Origin of the sequence: Planomonospora parontospora (assembly GCA_014647935.1) — a bacterium.
In the GTDB taxonomy this organism is placed as follows: Bacteria; Actinomycetota; Actinomycetes; order Streptosporangiales; family Streptosporangiaceae; genus Planomonospora; species Planomonospora parontospora.
The window spans coordinates 246,253-261,738 of record BMQD01000006.1; the positions used below are offsets into that span (position 1 = coordinate 246,253).

10 protein-coding genes and 2 pseudogenes are annotated in these 15,486 nt (G+C 72.1%); 5 read left to right on the forward strand and 7 right to left on the reverse strand.

Annotated elements, in window-relative coordinates; genetic code table 11:
* Nucleotides 1-92: 92 nt before the first annotated feature.
* Nucleotides 93-479 (reverse strand): annotated as a pseudogene (locus tag IEZ07_RS36280) (dihydrofolate reductase family protein); the annotation flags it as partial.
* 57 nt (nucleotides 480-536) lie between these two features.
* Nucleotides 537-1,052, reverse strand: a complete 516-nt coding sequence (locus tag IEZ07_RS35635) for an NADPH-dependent FMN reductase (RefSeq protein WP_239319799.1) — start codon at nucleotides 1,050-1,052, stop codon at nucleotides 537-539.
* A gap of 116 nt (nucleotides 1,053-1,168) precedes the next feature.
* Here IEZ07_RS35635 and IEZ07_RS36200 point away from each other — a divergent pair.
* Nucleotides 1,169-1,291 (forward strand): annotated as a pseudogene (locus IEZ07_RS36200) (hypothetical protein); the annotation flags it as partial.
* 127 nt (nucleotides 1,292-1,418) lie between these two features.
* Nucleotides 1,419-2,501, forward strand: coding sequence for a hypothetical protein (locus IEZ07_RS12135; RefSeq protein ID WP_191894840.1), 1,083 nt, complete (start codon nucleotides 1,419-1,421; stop codon nucleotides 2,499-2,501).
* A gap of 93 nt (nucleotides 2,502-2,594) precedes the next feature.
* Here the strand turns inward: IEZ07_RS12135 and IEZ07_RS12140 are convergent, their stop codons facing one another.
* The 3 genes from IEZ07_RS12140 to IEZ07_RS12150 form a co-directional block, all read right to left on the reverse strand.
* Nucleotides 2,595-5,477, reverse strand: coding sequence for a vitamin B12-dependent ribonucleotide reductase (locus IEZ07_RS12140; RefSeq protein WP_191894841.1), 2,883 nt, complete (start codon nucleotides 5,475-5,477; stop codon nucleotides 2,595-2,597).
* Between the two features lie 93 nt (nucleotides 5,478-5,570).
* The gene (gene nrdR / locus IEZ07_RS12145; protein ID WP_068898744.1) at nucleotides 5,571-6,032 is read right to left on the reverse strand and encodes a transcriptional regulator NrdR; all 462 of its coding nucleotides are present in this window, start codon (nucleotides 6,030-6,032) and stop codon (nucleotides 5,571-5,573) included.
* Nucleotides 6,033-6,375: 343 nt separating this feature from the next.
* Nucleotides 6,376-6,513, reverse strand: coding sequence for a hypothetical protein (locus tag IEZ07_RS12150; RefSeq protein WP_191894842.1), 138 nt, complete (start codon nucleotides 6,511-6,513; stop codon nucleotides 6,376-6,378).
* Nucleotides 6,514-7,015: 502 nt separating this feature from the next.
* Here IEZ07_RS12150 and lexA point away from each other — a divergent pair.
* Nucleotides 7,016-7,726, forward strand: a complete 711-nt coding sequence (gene lexA / locus IEZ07_RS12155) for a transcriptional repressor LexA (protein WP_191894843.1) — start codon at nucleotides 7,016-7,018, stop codon at nucleotides 7,724-7,726.
* Between the two features lie 122 nt (nucleotides 7,727-7,848).
* Nucleotides 7,849-9,012 (forward strand): MalY/PatB family protein, encoded by a 1,164-nt coding sequence (locus tag IEZ07_RS12160; RefSeq protein WP_239319797.1) that lies wholly within the window; start codon nucleotides 7,849-7,851, stop codon nucleotides 9,010-9,012.
* 128 nt (nucleotides 9,013-9,140) lie between these two features.
* Here the strand turns inward: IEZ07_RS12160 and leuS are convergent, their stop codons facing one another.
* Nucleotides 9,141-11,609 (reverse strand): leucine--tRNA ligase, encoded by a 2,469-nt coding sequence (leuS, locus tag IEZ07_RS12165; RefSeq protein ID WP_191894934.1) that lies wholly within the window; start codon nucleotides 11,607-11,609, stop codon nucleotides 9,141-9,143.
* A 703-nt stretch (nucleotides 11,610-12,312) separates the two neighbouring features.
* Here leuS and IEZ07_RS12170 point away from each other — a divergent pair.
* Nucleotides 12,313-14,043: a hypothetical protein gene (locus IEZ07_RS12170; protein ID WP_191894844.1), complete on the forward strand. Its 1,731-nt coding sequence runs from the start codon at nucleotides 12,313-12,315 to the stop codon at nucleotides 14,041-14,043.
* Between the two features lie 21 nt (nucleotides 14,044-14,064).
* Here IEZ07_RS12170 and IEZ07_RS12175 read toward each other — a convergent pair whose 3' ends face one another.
* Nucleotides 14,065-15,339: a cytochrome P450 gene (locus IEZ07_RS12175; protein ID WP_239319796.1), complete on the reverse strand. Its 1,275-nt coding sequence runs from the start codon at nucleotides 15,337-15,339 to the stop codon at nucleotides 14,065-14,067.
* Nucleotides 15,340-15,486: the final 147 nt, after the last annotated feature.

Sequence of the window (15,486 nt, forward strand, 5' to 3'; positions counted from 1 at the left end):
GGCGCCGGCGCTCTCCTTGCGGAACAGGGGCTCCCCTCGCCCTTGACGACCGGGTAGATCCAGATGCGGTACTCGTCCAGGAGGCCGTGCGCGGCGAGGTCGTCGGTCAGCCGGCCGCAGCCCCAGATGAGGATGTCCGCACCCGGCCGCCGCTTGAGCTCGGTCACCTCCGCCACGAGCCGGTCGCCCGGGATGATCGAGGAGTTGTTCCAGTCGGCGGGCTCGTCCAGCGTCGAGGAGACGGCGTACTTGGCGATGGCGTTGACGTGGTCGGCGTAGGGGTTGCCGCCCATGTTCGGCCAGGCCTGGGCCATGCCCTCGTAGGTGACGCGGCCCAGCAGCAGCAGGGCGTCGCAGCCGAGGGTGAGCTCCAGCGCGTACGCCATGGCGTCCTCGCTGTTGTGCTGCATCGACTGCAGGTGGGGGTCGTCGATGAAGCCGTCGAGGGTGGCGTAGGTCGAGCAGATGATCTTCCTCATGATGTCCTCCGTGTCGTGGGTCGCATCGTGCGGTCCGGGGTCAGGGACGGTCCGGTCTCAGGGAACGTAGGGGCGGGCGGCCCGGGCGTCCCGCAGCGCCAGGGCCCACCAGGACAACCGGTCCAGCACCGCCGTGGCGGCGGTGCTGCAGTCTGCGGCGGCCTTGGGCCAGGTGCCGTCGGCGGCGAACAGGTTCCAGTGGCGGGGGAGGCTGACCGCGTCGCGCAGGGGCACGGCGTGCAGCTCGGTGAAGATCTGACGGAGCTGGTCGATGGCGTGCAGGCCGCCCGACTCCCTGCCGTAGGCGACGAAGGCGACGGGCTTGGCCTGCCACTCCTCGTAGTACCAGTCGATGGCGGTCTTGAGCGGGGCCGGGAAGCTCCGGTTGTACTCGGGGGTGACCACCACGAAGGCGTCGGCGGCGGCCAGCCGCACGGCCAGGTCCGCCACCGTCCCGGGGAGGGGATCGCCCTCGTCGGTGAGGGTCTGCGGCAGCCCGGCCTCCACCAGGTCGACCAGGTCCACCTCCAGGTCGCCGCGCCTGCGGGCCCGGGCGGTGAACCAGCCGGCCACGGTGGGACCGAACCGGCCGTTTCGGAGTGCTGGGGCCGCTGGCGGTGTGGACGGCTTCCGGCGAACGGGTGGCGGTCCCGGGACTGAAGGTCCGCGCCCTCCTGGCGGACCTGCTGGTGCACGAGGGGCGGCCGGTCCCGGCCGACCGGCTGATCGACGACCTGTGGGGCGACGACCGCCTGCCGGGCAACCCCTCGGGGGCGCTGTCGGCCAAGGTCTCGCAGCTGCGCCGGATACTGGAGGACGCCGAGCCGGGCGGCCGGGAACTGGTGGCGCACCACCCGGCGGGCTACCTGCTGAGGGCCGACACCGACGCCGACGGCTTCCTCGCCCTGCTGACCGAGGCGGGCCGTACCGGCGACCCGCATGCCAGGTCCGGACTGCTGTCCGAGGCGCTGGCGGCGTGGCGCGGCCCGGCTGACCGAGCAGTGGCTGGCCGCGCAGGAGGACCGGGCGGAGGTACGGCTGGCGCTGGGCGAGCACGTCGTCGAACCGGTCGCCGAGCTGACCGGGCTGCTGCGCACCGCTCCGGGGCTGCGGCTCCTGGCCACCAGCCAGGAGCCGCTCGCCCTGGCCGGCGAGGTGGTCTGGAGCGTCCCGCCCCTGGAGGTGCCGGACGGGACCGCCGATCTCGCGGCGCTGGAACTGGCGGCGACGAGGGTCCGGGCGCTGGGCGTGCGGGGCCTGGTCGAGCGGCTGGACGACCGGTTCCGGCTGCTGGAGTCCGTGGCCGCCTACTGCCTCGACCGGCTCCAGGAGGCCGGGGAACTGGACCGGGTACGGCGGCGGCACCTCCTGCACCACATCGGGTTCGCCGAGCGGACCGAGGCGCACCTGCGCGGCCCCGGCCAGCGGCGGTGGCTGCGGCGGCTCGACGCCGAGGCCGCCAACCTACGCGCCGCGCTCAACACCGCGGTCAGGGAGGCCGACGCCGAGGGTGCGCTGCGCCTCGCCGTCGCGCTGGCCTGGTACCGGTTCCTGCGCGGCAGGCTGACCGAGGCCCGGCGCTCCCTGTCCGCCGCGCTGACCACCGGCGCGGACGGTCCCACCGCACTGACCACCCGTGCGGACGGCTCCGCCGCGCTGGCCGGCGCGTGCGACGGCGCCGCCCCGGCCCTCGCGCCGCCCACCTCCCGTTCCGTCACCGCGCTCCGTGCCGCGGCCTTGGCCTGGGCCGCGGGCTTCGGGTTCCTCCAGGGCGACGTCGCCGACCGGGAGAGCCTGCGCGACGCGGCTCTGCGGTTGTACGAGGAGGCGGGCGATCCGGCCGGGCGCGCCAGAGCCCGGTGGTTCCCGGCCCACACCGCGATCGACCTGGGCGACCTGACCGTCGCCGAGGACCTGCTGGACCGGGTGCTGCGGGGCTTCCGCGCGGTCGGCGACCGGTGGGACACCGCCGCGGCCCTGGCCCCGGCCGCCTCCGGGCCCCTGGCGCGCGGCGCATCGTGAACGAGGGGACGGCGATCGACTCGCCGTCCCCTCGTTCCTCCACCGGTCACCGGCTCGCACGGGGCGGACACCGCGTCCGCCCCGTGCGGGGAGTCAGCTGCAGCCGCTGGTGGAGCCGCAGCCCTCGCAGACGTAGCAGCTGCCGGCGGGACGCATCTTCGTGCCGCAGGTCATGCAGAGCGGCGCGTCGGCGGTGCGGCCCTGGTGGGACTCCAGGGAGCCGCCCCGGCCGGGCTCCTGCCGGGCCACGGCCTGGGAGGCCGCTCCGGCCGCGGTCTCGGGAGCGGCCTCGGCACGCTGCTGGGGCTGCTCGATCGGGGCCGAGGTGGCCAGCTCGGCGATGACCTGCTCGGAGTGGACGGCGGCCGGGTCCTCACCGCGCTGCTGGGCGGCCCGCTCGGCGGCGGAGAAGACGCCGAGGGCGGCGCGCTCCTCGTAGGGCAGGTGGTCCAGGGCCAGCCGGCGGAAGATGTAGTCCACCACCGAGGAGGCCATCCGGATGTCCGGGTCGTCGGTCATGCCGGCCGGGTCGAACCGCATGTTGACGAACTTGCTGACGTAGGTCTCCAGCGGCACGCCGTACTGCAGGCCGATCGAGATGGCCACGGAGAAGGCGTCCATGACGCCCGCGAGGGTCGAGCCCTGCTTGGACATCTTCAGGAAGACCTCGCCGAGGCCGTCGTCGGGGTAGCACGAGGCGGTCATGTAGCCCTTGGCCCCGGCCACGGTGAAGCGGGTCGTGGTGCTGGGACGCTGGTTGGGCATCCGGCGGCGGGTCGGGCGGCTGATCTCCACCACCTTGACCTGCGGCTCGGCGGGGCCCTCCGCCTTCTCCGCCTTGTCCGCCTTCTCCTCGGCCTTCTTGCCCGAGGCGGAGAGCGGCTGGCCGACCTTGCAGTTGTCGCGGTAGACGGCCAGGGCCTTCAGGCCGAGCTTCCAGCCCTCGAGGTAGACCTGCTCGATGTCCTCGACGGTCGCGGACTCGGGCAGGTTGACGGTCTTGCTGATCGCCCCGGACAGGAACGGCTGGGTGGCGGCCATCATCCGGACGTGGCCCATCGGGGCGATGGCCCGCTCGCCCATGGCGCAGTCGAACACCTCGTAGTGCTCGGGCCGCAGGCCCGGCGCGTCGACGACGTGACCGTGCTCGGCGATGAACTCGACGATCGCCTCGATCTGCTCGCCGGGGTAGCCGAGCTTGTCCAGCGCCCGCGGGATCGTCTGGTTGACGATCTGCATGGAGCCGCCGCCGACGAGCTTCTTGAACTTGACCAGCGCCAGGTCCGGCTCGATGCCGGTCGTGTCGCAGTCCATCATCAGGCCGATGGTGCCGGTGGGCGCCAGCAGGGAGGCCTGGGCGTTGCGGTAGCCGTTGCGCTCGCCGAGCTTGAGGCACTCGGTCCACTGCCGGGTGGCCTCGGCGTGGATGGCGCCGTCCACGGCGTCCAGCGTGCGCAGCTCGTCGTTGGCCGCCGAGTGCTTGCGCATGACGCGCTTGTGCGCGTCGGCGTTTCGGGCGTAGCCGTCGTACGGTCCCACGACCGCGGCCAGCTCGGCGCTGCGGCGGTAGGAGGCGCCGGTCATCAGGGAGGTGATGGCGGCGGCGACGGCGCGGCCGCCGTCGGAGTCGTAGGCGTGGCCGGTGGCCATGAGCAGCGCGCCCAGGTTGGCGTAGCCGATGCCGAGCTGACGGTAGGCGCGCGTGGTCTCGCCGATCTTCTCGGTGGGGAAGTCGGCGAAGCAGATGGAGACGTCCATCGCGGTGATGATCAGCTCGGTGATCTTCACGAAGTTCTGGATGTCGAAGGAGCCGTCGTCCTGGAGGAACTTCAGCAGGTTGATGCTGGCCAGGTTGCAGGAGGAGTTGTCCAGGTGGACGTACTCCGAACACGGGTTCGAGGCGGTGATGCGGCCCGTCTCCGGGCAGGTGTGCCAGTCGTTGATCGTGTCGTCGTACTGCACGCCGGGGTCGGCGCACTCCCAGGCTGCGGTCGCCATCTTGCGGAACAGGCCGCGGGCGTCGACCTTCTCGATGACCTCTCCGCTGAGGCGGGCACGCAGACCGAACCGCTCGCCCTTCTCCACCGCGCGCATGAACTCGTCGGAGACGCGCACGGAGTTGTTGGCGTTCTGGTACTGGACGGAGACGATGTCCTTGCCGCCCAGGTCCATGTCGTAGCCGGCGTCGCGCAGCGCGCGGATCTTGTCCTCCTCGCGCGCCTTGGTCTCGATGAACTCCTCGATGTCGGGGTGGTCGACGTCGAGGACGACCATCTTGGCCGCCCGGCGGGTGGCGCCGCCGGACTTGATGGTGCCGGCGGAGGCGTCCGCGCCGCGCATGAAGGAGACCGGGCCGCTGGCCGTGCCGCCGCTGGAGAGCAGTTCCTTGGAGGAGCGGATCCGGGAGAGGTTCACGCCGGAGCCCGAACCGCCCTTGAAGATCACGCCCTCTTCCTTGTACCAGTCGAGGATGGACTCCATCTGGTCGTCCACGGCCAGGATGAAGCAGGCGCTGACCTGCTGCGGCGAGGCGGTGCCGACGTTGAACCAGACCGGCGAGTTGAAGCTGAAGACCTGGTTGACCAGGGCGTGCTTGAGCTCGTGGTCGAAGATCTCGGCGTCCTCGTCGGTGGCGAAGTAGCCCTCCTCGACGCCGGCCCTGGTGTAGACCCCCACCACGCGGTCGACGAGCTGCTTGAGGCTCCACTCGCGCTGCGGGGTGCCGACGGCGCCCCGGAAGTACTTGGTGGTGACGATGTTGGCCGCGTTGACCGACCAGGAGGCGGGGAACTCCACGCCGCGCTGCTCGAAGTTGACCGAGCCGTCGCGCCAGTTGGTCATGACGACGTCGCGGCGCTCCCAGGCCACCTCGTCGTACGGGTGCACGCCGGGTGTGGTGAAGATGCGCTTCATCTTCAGCCCCTTGCGCGGGCGCTTACCCCCGCGCGCCGCCGTGCCGCTGACCGTCTCCGTCATGACTTTCCCCCTTCCGGGACTCCGAACGGAGCCCGCGAGTCGGACCACATCGATGCGCCGCCTCATGTCCCCCGGCGCCGGGGATCGAATTCTTCAGTCCTGCGGGGCGGAGCGGTCCGCCCGCAGCTGCCTGATCTCGGCCTCGAAGTCGGCCAGCGTCTCGAACCCCCGGTAGACGGAGGCGAAGCGGAGGTAGGCGACCTCGTCCAGCTCGCGGAGCGGACCCAGGATCGCCAGCCCGACCTCGTGGGCGGGGATCTCGGCGGATCCGGTCGCCCGGATGCTCTCCTCGACCCGCTGGCCCAGCTGCGCCAGGGAGTCCTCGCTGACGGGCCGTCCCTGGCACGCCCGCCGGACCCCGGCGATCACCTTCTCCCGGAAGAACGGCTCCGTCACCCCGCTGCGCTTGCTCACCATCAGCAGGACCGTCTCCTGCGTGGTGAACCTGCGCCCGCACTGCGGGCACGTGCGCCTGCGGCGGATGGCCCCGCCGTCCTCCGTGGAGCGGCTGTCGATGACCCGCGTGTCAGGATGACGGCAGAACGGACAGTGCACGTGCGTCGCCTCCCTGACCGGCTCACCTGCCCCACACGCCCCGTGTCATGTCATGCGGAAGCCCGCACCCGTTCACCCGCGAAGGTGAAGTGCGGTAACAGAAACACAACTTATGGTGAAACGGGGTGGGTGGTGCCACTAGATGTTGTGGTGCAACCGTAGAAGTGCGCGACGATGAACGCAAGTTGATCGGAGTGTCCCGAGTGAAGGCGCTGATCAGGGGTGCCACCCGGGCGTGTCGCCGCCGCCCCACCCTCCGGGCCGCCCGTCCGGGCACGCCGGAGTCCCGCGGCCTCCGCCCCCTCCGAACAGGGATGAGGTGCGCGATCGGCTGGACAGGGATCTAGACAGGGATGAGGTGCGCGATCACCCAGAGGGCGGCGAGGGCGGCCAGGAGCAGAGCGGCCACGGCCGCGCCCCTGCCCCGGCGGGTGAGCCGGAGAGGCCTCGCGGCGGGGCGGCGGACTCCTCTGCGCGCCACCGCCACCGCCTCCGGTCCGGATCCGGACCTCCGGCGCGCCCGGCCGCCCGAGGCCGGCCGCGGTCGCCTCCCGCCCGTCGCAGCCGGCCGCGGACGGCCTTCACCCGCACTCCCCGATCGCCCCTCACCCGCCGCCCGCGAGCGCGACCGGCCGCCGTCCGCCGCCCGAAGATGCGCCCTGCCGCCCTCGATCAGCCGCAGCTGCGGCCGGGGCTGCCCCGACGCCCGTCCCGCGGTCTGCCCCGACGCCCGCCCCCGCCGGGACCGCCCCGTCCGCGTGGTCGCCTCCATGGCCCTCCCATCGCCCCGGCCTGGCCGAACACAGGTCGAAGAAAGATCGGTGAATCGAACACGGTGTCGATCGAACTCCCGTACGATGTTGTACACCACGCCGTCGCCGATTTCGAGGAAGACTCGAACAATTGTTTGAAGATGATCTTCGACGGCGGTACGGTCGCTGTGTGCGACATGAGGAATACAGACCGGGAGGCGAGGAGATCGCATGAGCGAGCACAAAGAGAACGGCGCGGCCGTCAGTGACCTGGCGGTGCGCAGGCGTGACTCCCTCGGCCTCACCCCCAGGCAGCGCAGGATCCTCGAGGTCATCCGTGATTCGGTGCAGCAGCGGGGATACCCCCCGTCGATGCGCGAGATCGGCGAGGCGGTGCAGCTCACCAGCACCTCCAGTGTCTCCCACCAGCTGACGGCGTTGCAGCGCAAGGGTTATCTGCGGCGCGACCCGCACCGCCCCCGGGCGCTCGAGGTTCGTCTGCCCGGCGAGCCCGTGCTCTGGGTGGACCCCGACGCGGGCACCGACGAGGCGCCCGTCAGCCGTCCGACGGCCTCCTACGTCCCCCTGGTCGGCCGGATCGCCGCCGGTGGCCCCATCCTCGCCGAGGAGAGCATCGAGGACGTCTTCGCCCTGCCCAAGCAGCTCGTCGGCGAGGGCACGCTCTTCCTGCTCCAGGTGGCCGGTGACTCGATGATCGACGCTGCCATCGCCAACGGCGACTGGGTGGTCGTGCGCCAGCAGCCGGTCGCCGACAGCGGCGACATCGTCGCGGCGATGATCGACGGCGAGGCCACGGTCAAGACCTTCAAGCGCAAGGACGGCCACGTCTGGCTGGTCCCGCACAACCCCAACTACGACCCGATCCCGGGCGACGAGGCGACCGTCCTCGGCAAGGTCGTGGCGGTCCTCCGCAAGCTCTGAGTCACAGGCTCCGCCCGGTGAAGGCCGCGTGGCCGCACGGCCGGGGCCGCCGGGCCCGTCCGGTTCGCGCATCCCGGGCCTCGATCTCCGCGCCGCTCACCGCCCCGGCCTAGGCTGGGGCGGTGAGCGACATATCCGGTCTGAACGATCTGACGTTGGAAAGCCTGACCACCCGCGACGGGGCGAAGTGGTCCCTCGCCGAGCCCGGGGTGATCCCCGCCTGGGTCGCGGACATGGACTTCCCGGTCGCCCCCGCCGTACGGGAGGCCCTGGCCCGCCGGGTCCACGGCGACCTCGGCTACCCCGCCTGGCTCGACCAGCTCGGAGACGGTCCGCTGGCGGAGGTCTTCGCCGCGCGGATGGAGCAGCGGCACGGCTGGCGCGCCGACCCGGCGCACGTGCGCTCCTTCACCGACATCAACCAGGCCCTCCAGGTCGTCCTGCACGTCGCCACCCGGCCCGGCGACGCGGTGGCGCTGCACGTCCCGACCTACCCGCCCTTCCTGGAGACGCTCGCCGAGATGGGCCGGCCGCTGCTCCCGATCCCGATGGAGCCCGCGGGCGACTCCTGGGGCTTCGACGCCGACGCCCTGGCCGCCCGGCTCGCCGAGGGCTGCTGCCGGGTGCTGCTGCTGGTCAACCCGCAGAACCCGACCGGGCGCTCGTTCACCCGCGAGGAGCTGACGGTCCTCGCCGAGCTGGCCGAACGCCACGATCTGCTCGTCGTCTCCGACGAGATCCACGCCGACCTGACCCACGCCCCGTCCGCGCACGTCCCCTTCGCCACCCTGCTGCCGGAGCGGACCGTCACGCTGACCTCCGCCACCAAGGCATTCAACCTGGGCGGCATCCGCTGCTCCGTGGCGCACTTCGGGCCGCCCGCCCTGCGCGCCGCCATGGCCGCCCAGCCCAGGCACATGTACGGCGCGGCGCACGTGTTCGGGGTCGACGCGACCGTCGCGGCCTGGACGCACGGGGACGGCTGGCTGGAGGAGGTCAGGGCGGTGCTCGCCCGCAACCGGAGCCTGGTCGCCGGAGGGCTTCCCGAGGGCGTGCGCCACCGGGTCCCCGATGCCACCTATCTGGCCTGGCTGGACTTCACAGACCTGGCCCTGGGCGAGGACCCCGCCGGGTTCCTGAAGCGCGAGGCGCGGGTGATGCTCAGTCAGGGTCCGCCGTTCGGCCCCGGAGGCGAGGGCTTCGCCCGGCTGAACTTCGCCACCTCGGGCCCGGTCCTCTCGGAGATCCTGGACCGGATCTCCAGGGCCGTGAAGTCCCGGTCGTGATCCTCTTTCGCTGACCCCGCCCCCGACCGTACGGCGTGCGCCCCGGAGGCGGGCCGTACGGGGGAACCGGACCGGAGGCGGGTGCGGCCCGGGACCCCGGCCGGGGTCCCGGGCCGCGCCCTGCGCGGTCAGGGGACGATGTTGACCAGCTTCGGCGCGCGGACGATCACCTTGCGCGGAGCACCGGACAGGAAGCCCTGCACCTTCTCCGAGGCCAGGGCCAGAGCCCGCAGGTCGTCCTCGGAGATCTCCGGGGAGACCTCCAGCCGGTCGCGGACCTTCCCCGCGACCTGCACGACGCAGGTGACGGCCTCCTCGACCAGCAGGCCGGCCTCGGCGACCGGCCAACCCGCCCGGGCCACCGAGGCCTGGTGGCCCAGGCGCTCCCAGCCCTCCTCGGCGGTGTACGGGGCGACCAGCGACAGCATGACGGCCAGTGCCTCGGCGGCCTCCCGGACCGCCGGGTCGGCGGCGCCGGGGCCGGAGTCGATGGCCTTGCGGGCCGCGCTCGTCAGCTCCATCATGCGGGCCACCGCGACGTTGAAGCGGTGGGTCTCGACCAGCTTGGTGACCTCGTCGACGGTCCGGTGCACGATCCTGCGCAGTTCCAGGTCACCGGTGGCGAAGTCCGCGCCCGGGGCGGAGGCCGCGCCGGCGTCGGTCATCACCCGGAAGGCGCGGGCCAGGAACTTCTGCGACGCGGCGGGCGAGACGTCGGCCCAGTCGATGTCGTCCTCGGGCGGACCGGCAAAGATCATGGTCAGCCGGACGGCGTCCACGCCGAAGGCGTCGATCTGCTGGCCCAGGTCCACCCCGTTGCCCAGCGACTTGGACATCGCCTTGCCCTGGTTGATCACCTGGCCCTGGTTGAGCAGGCGGGTGAAGGGCTCGGTGAAGTCGACCATGCCCATGTCGTGCAGGACCTTGGTGAAGAACCGGGAGTACAGCAGGTGCAGGATCGCGTGCTCCACCCCGCCGACGTACTGGTCGATCGGGCCCCACTGGCGGACCTTCTCCACGTCGAACGGGCCGCCCTCGTAGTCGGGGTCCACGTAGCGCAGGTAGTACCACGAGGAGTCGACGAAGGTGTCCATCGTGTCGGTGTCCCGCCGGGCGGGGCCGCCGCACTTGGGGCAGGCCACCTCGACCCAGTCCGCGGCCGAGGCCAGCGGGGAGACGCCCTTGGGCGCCAGGGCCTCGCCGCGCAGGTCGGGCAGGGTGACCGGGAGCTGCTCGTCCGGGACGGGGACCTCGCCGCAGTCGACGCAGTGGATGATCGGGATCGGGCAGCCCCAGAAGCGCTGGCGGGACAGCAGCCAGTCGCGCAGCCGGAAGTTGACCGTGGCCTTGCCCGTGCCCCGCTCGCTGAGGATCTCGATGATCCTGCGGATCGCGGAGGTCTTGTCCAGGCCGTCCAGGGGGCCGGAGTTGACCATCTCGCCGTCGCCGGAGGTCGCCACCCCCGTCTCCCCCGGGTCGGCCATGCCCGTGTGGACCACCACCCGGACCGGCAGGTCGAAGGCGCGGGCGAAGTCCAGGTCGCGCTGGTCGTGCGCGGGCACGGCCATGATGGCGCCGTGGCCGTAGTCGGACAGCACGTAGTCGGCCGCCCAGACCGGCATGCGCTCGCCGTTGACCGGGTTGATCGCGTAGCGGCCCAGGAAGACGCCGGTCTTCTCCTTGTCGGTGGAGAGCCGGTCGATGTCCGACAGCTTGGCCACCTCGGCCCGGTAGGCCTCGAAGGCCGCCCGCTGCCCGTCGGAGACGATCTCCTCGGCCAGCGGGGCGTCCGGGGCGACCACGAAGAAGGTCGCGCCGTACAGGGTGTCGGGGCGGGTGGTGTAGACGGTGACCGGCTCGTCGCGGCCCTCGATCACGAAATCGACGTCGGCGCCCTCGGAGCGGCCGATCCAGTTGCGCTGCATGCTCAGCACGCGCTCGGGCCAGCCGCCCTCCAGCTGCGTCATGTCCTCCAGCAGCCGGTCGGCGTACTCAGTGATCTTGAAGTACCACTGGGTCAGCTCGCGGCGGACCACCTCGGCGCCGCAGCGCTCGCACCTGCCGCCGACGACCTGCTCGTTGGCCAGCACCGTCTGGTCGTTCGGGCACCAGTTGACCAGACCGCCCTTGCGGTAGGCCAGCCCGCGCTCGAAGAAGCGCAGGAACAGCCACTGGGTCCACCGGTAGTAGGAGGCGTCGCTGGTGTGCAGCCGGGTCGACCAGTCGAAGGAGACCCCGTAGCGCTTGAACGAGGCGGCCTGGGTCTCGATGTTGGCGTAGGTCCACTCGGCGGGGTGGGCGTTGCGCTTGATCGCGGCGTTCTCCGCGGGCAGGCCGAAGGAGTCCCAGCCGACGGGGTGCAGGACGTTGTAGCCCTTCTGGACCCAGTAGCGCGCGACGACGTCGCCGATGCCGAACGCCTCGGCGTGGCCCATGTGCAGGTCACCGGAGGGGTAGGAGAACATGTCGAGCATGTAGCGCTTCTCGCGGGTGTCGGCGGGGTCGTCCGCGGCCCGGAAGGGGTCCAGCTCCTCCCACCGCCGCCCCCACTTGACCTGCAGGGCCTGCGGGTCGTAGTGCTGCTCTTCGCGTCGCATGTCGGCTCGCTCGCTCACGTTTCTTCCCTCGGTGTACGTCTGCGCAGATGATCTGGACCCATCCGGCCCCAATAGAAAAACCCTCCGCTCACGCGAAGGGCAGCCGCATCGGTGAGGCGTGGAGCGCACCCCGTCGATCCTGCGCCTGTCGCGGCGGGCCGTACGGCCTCGCGCGGCGAGATCTGCGGGGCGCCCCCTAGCGCCGGGAGAGCCGATGCGGCCTGGTAAGCAGCAGGGCCGCGGCACGCATAGTGCAAGCCTAGCGCAGTTCGCAATCCTCCTTCATGACCGGGAACGACGTGCCCGATCGCGGCAAAACCAAGACACCGGAACCACCAGGTCAGCACAATGGGAACGGCCACGCATCCGGGGTGATCGAGACACTATGGGGATAGATCCGTTGTGACCTCGCCCGTCCCGGCCGTCTACCCTTTTCACCGTGGCGCACTCAGCAGAGCCGGGGCAGGGCCCGGATCCCATGGAGGCGGGCCTGCCCCTGCAGGACCCTCCGACCGATCCCACCGGCCTCCAGTTCAGGGAAGCGTTCTCCCGTTTTCCTGCGAATCCCCCTGCCCCGCATGAGACCATGCCCAATACCCATAATTCGGGCACCCGTGCGGGAGGTAAGGAATCCATGGCCTCGGATCATTCCAGTCGGCCTCAGCAGTCTCCGGCATGGCAGGAAGCACCCGAGACCCCGTCGGTGCGGGCGGACGACCCGCTCGGCACCGGTCCCCGGCTCCCGCTCCCCCAGGACGGGCCGCCCGGAGGCGCCGCCGCCCGGCCGGCCTCGGTCCCCGGCAACCGCTCGTGGCAGCAGATGTTCGGCACGGACGCCTCCGCCCCTCAGGACGGCGCCCGGCAGTCCGCCCCGTCCCGCGAGGACGCCGTCGCGCGCCCGTCCGCCCCGGCCCCCGCGGAGAACGGCGGGTGGGGCGCCCCCTCCTCCGAGCCGCCGGGCTCCGCCTTCACCCCGGCCTGGGCCGACTCCCGGACCGACCCGACGCCTCCGCACGGCACGGACTCCCGCCCCGGCTGGAACCCTCCCCCCGCCGAGGACTCCCGCCCCGGTTGGAACCCTCCCACTGCGGACTCCCGTCCCGGCTGGAACCCGCCGCCCACCGCGGACTCCCGGACCGACCCGACGCCTCCGCACGGCACGGACTCCCGCCCCGGCTGGAACCCTCCCGCCGCAGGCCCCGGCCCGTCCCCTGCCGCCGACCCCTTCGCCCGGCCCGACCCGTTCACCTCCGCCGACCCCTTCGCCCGGCCCGACCCGTTCACCTCCGCCGACCCCTTCGCCCGGCCCGCCACTTTCGGCGCGCCGGCCGGCGGTTCCGCTCCCGTGGGCGACCCGGTCCGGCCCGGCCAGACCGGACCGGGCGGGCACCCGGGCCAGCCGCGGCCCGGCGACCCGGGGCAGATCACGCAGCCCGGTCAGCTCCCGCAGCCGGGAGGGCCCGGGCAGCGACCGGGAGGGCCCGGCCAGGCGGGGTACGCGGGCCAGGCGGGGCAGAACGGGCAGGGCCCCGCGCAGGACCGGGCGGGCGGCCACCTGAGCCGGGACCCCTCCGACCCGAACCGGCCGTTCGTCACCGCCGGTCAGATCAGCGGGCCGAAGACCCCGCCGCCGGAGCGGCAGCAGGAGCTGTGGAACACCGTCTTCGGCGACAACTACCAGGCCATGGGCGAGGAAGAGGACCTCGCCGGGAACGGCAGGCCCGTCTGGGTCTTCGCCCTCGCCGGATCCGCGGTGATCGCGCTGGTCGGCGCGGTGCTCTGGGCCTTCCTGGCCGGCCCGCTGGCCGCCACCGACGACGGCAGCGCCGTCGCCGCGACCAAGCCCTCCGCCACCCCCAAGCCGAGCACCGCCCCGAAGAAGGTCCCCCGCCTGCCCAGGTTCCAGGGTGACGCCTCACCGGTCGCCGGCACCCTCACCGACGCCAGGGCCGCACTGACCCTCCCCCGGCTCGGCGCCCCGTGGCGGCTGGACACGCGCCCGACCGTGCCCACGACGTACGGATTCAGCACGCGGCAGTACGTCCCGGCCGGGCAGGACTCGGCGGGCAGGTCCCAGTTCGCGCAGGTGATGTCGGGTCCGCTCTCGCCCCGGCTGAAGAGCCGCTACACCTCGCCGGAGAACCTCGCCCCGGTGATCAACGCGGTCACGCTCGCCGCTCGCAGGAAGTTCTTCCCCGAGGGCAACAGCGCCCGCAAGACGGCCCAGCAGACGCTGTCGGTCGGCGGCCTGCCGGCGCAGCTCGCCGCCTACGAGATCACCTCGGACGGGTCGGTGACCACCGTGGTCGTGGCGGCCGTGAGCACCGGGGCCGACCTGCCCTCGATCGTCTACATGTCGGTGCCGGACGCCCAGAAGGAGCTGCTGCCCGACGTCAACACCGTCTTCAAGGCGATCAGGACGACCGCGGGCTAGGACGCGGACGGGCCACCCGCCCTAGAAGTCGCACCGCATGTGCTTGATGCCGTTGATGAAGCTGGAGTAGAGCCGCTGGGGGCTGCCTCCCTCGATGTGCGGGACCCGGCGGAGGAGTTCGCGGAACATCACCGTGATCTCCCGCCGGGCGAGATGGGCACCCAGGCAGAAGTGCGGCCCTGGCCCGCCGAAGCCCACGTGCGGCCCCTCGGTCCGCAGGATGTCGAAGCGGAGCGGGTCGGTGAAGACCGACTCGTCCCGGTTGGCCGACCAGTAGTAGAGGACGACCTTCTCCCCCTTCCGGTAGAGGGTGCCGTTCATCTCGTGGTCGCGGGTGACCTTGCGGCGCATGAAGTTCACCGGGGAGGCCAGCCGTACGATCTCCTCGACCGCGCCGGGGGCGTGGCCGTCGACGTCGGTCAGCCAGAGCGCGCGCTGGTCGGGGTTGCGGGTGAGCAGGCGCAGGCCGTAGGAGATGGCGTTGCGGGTGGTCTCGTTGCCCGCCACCACCAGCAGGATGAAGAACGAGCCCAGCTCCTGGCCGGTGAGCCGCTCCCCGTCGATGTTCGCGTTCACCAGGGCGGAGGTGAGGTCGCCCGTGGGGTGCTCGGTCCGGTACGCGGCGAGGTCCTGGACGAGCCGGTCGAGCTCCATGCCCGCGGTCAGCAGGTGCTCGGCGGCGGTGGCCGGATCGCCCCCGCCGTACTCGGGGTCGAAGCCGCCGAGGATCCGGTTGGAGCGGTCGAAGACGAAGCCGTAGTCCCGCTCCGGGATGCCCATCATGTCGCAGATGATCTTCAACGGCAGCCGGGCGGCCACCTCGGTGACGAAGTCGCAGCCCGGCCCCTTCTCGAGCAGGCCGTCGACGATCCTCGCGGCCGCCGCCTCCACGTCGGCCTCGAACTGCTTGATCATCTTCGGGGTGAAGGCCCGGGACACGATGCGCCGCAGCCGCGCGTGCCGGGGATCGTCCATGTTGATCATCGAGCCGAAGTACTCGGCGAACTCAGGCGGCATGTCCGGGATGTTGGTGGCGCCGCCGTCCCCCGAGCAGAACACCTCGGGGCTGCGGCTCGCCTCCAGGATGTCGGCGTGCCTGGCCAGTGCGTGGTAGCCGGGACCCCGGGGCGCGAAGGAGACCTCCGGCTCGGCGTAGAAGGCGGGGCTCGGCAGGGCGCGCAGCAGTTCGAAGGCCCGCTCCCGCTCGCGCATCGGCCTGGCCCAGAAGGCGTAGTCGGACAGGTCGAAGTCGGCGACCGAGGTGATCGGCTCGCGCTCGCCGGGCATCGCGCTCATACCGCCCATCATTGGCGGGTGTACTCGCTCAGGTCAATGAGCCGGACTCAGCTCGACGAACCGGATTCGGATCCATGAACCAGGCCCGGTCCGGTGAACCAGGCCCAGTGCGGTGAACCGGATTCGGGCCGGTGAGCCCGACCCCGG

What these genes read in the sequence shown, in the direction of transcription:
- IEZ07_RS12135 (WP_191894840.1), top strand. Translation starts at nt 1,419, where the DNA reads ATGCCAGGTCCGGACTGCTGTCCGAGGCGCTGGCGGCGTGGCGCGGCC.
- IEZ07_RS12140 (WP_191894841.1), bottom strand. Translation starts at nt 5,477, where the DNA reads ATGACGGAGACGGTCAGCGGCACGGCGGCGCGCGGGGGTAAGCGCCCG.
- lexA (WP_191894843.1), top strand. Translation starts at nt 7,016, where the DNA reads ATGAGCGAGCACAAAGAGAACGGCGCGGCCGTCAGTGACCTGGCGGTG.
- leuS (WP_191894934.1), bottom strand. Translation starts at nt 11,609, where the DNA reads ATGCGACGCGAAGAGCAGCACTACGACCCGCAGGCCCTGCAGGTCAAG.
- IEZ07_RS12175 (WP_239319796.1), bottom strand. Translation starts at nt 15,339, where the DNA reads ATGAGCGCGATGCCCGGCGAGCGCGAGCCGATCACCTCGGTCGCCGAC.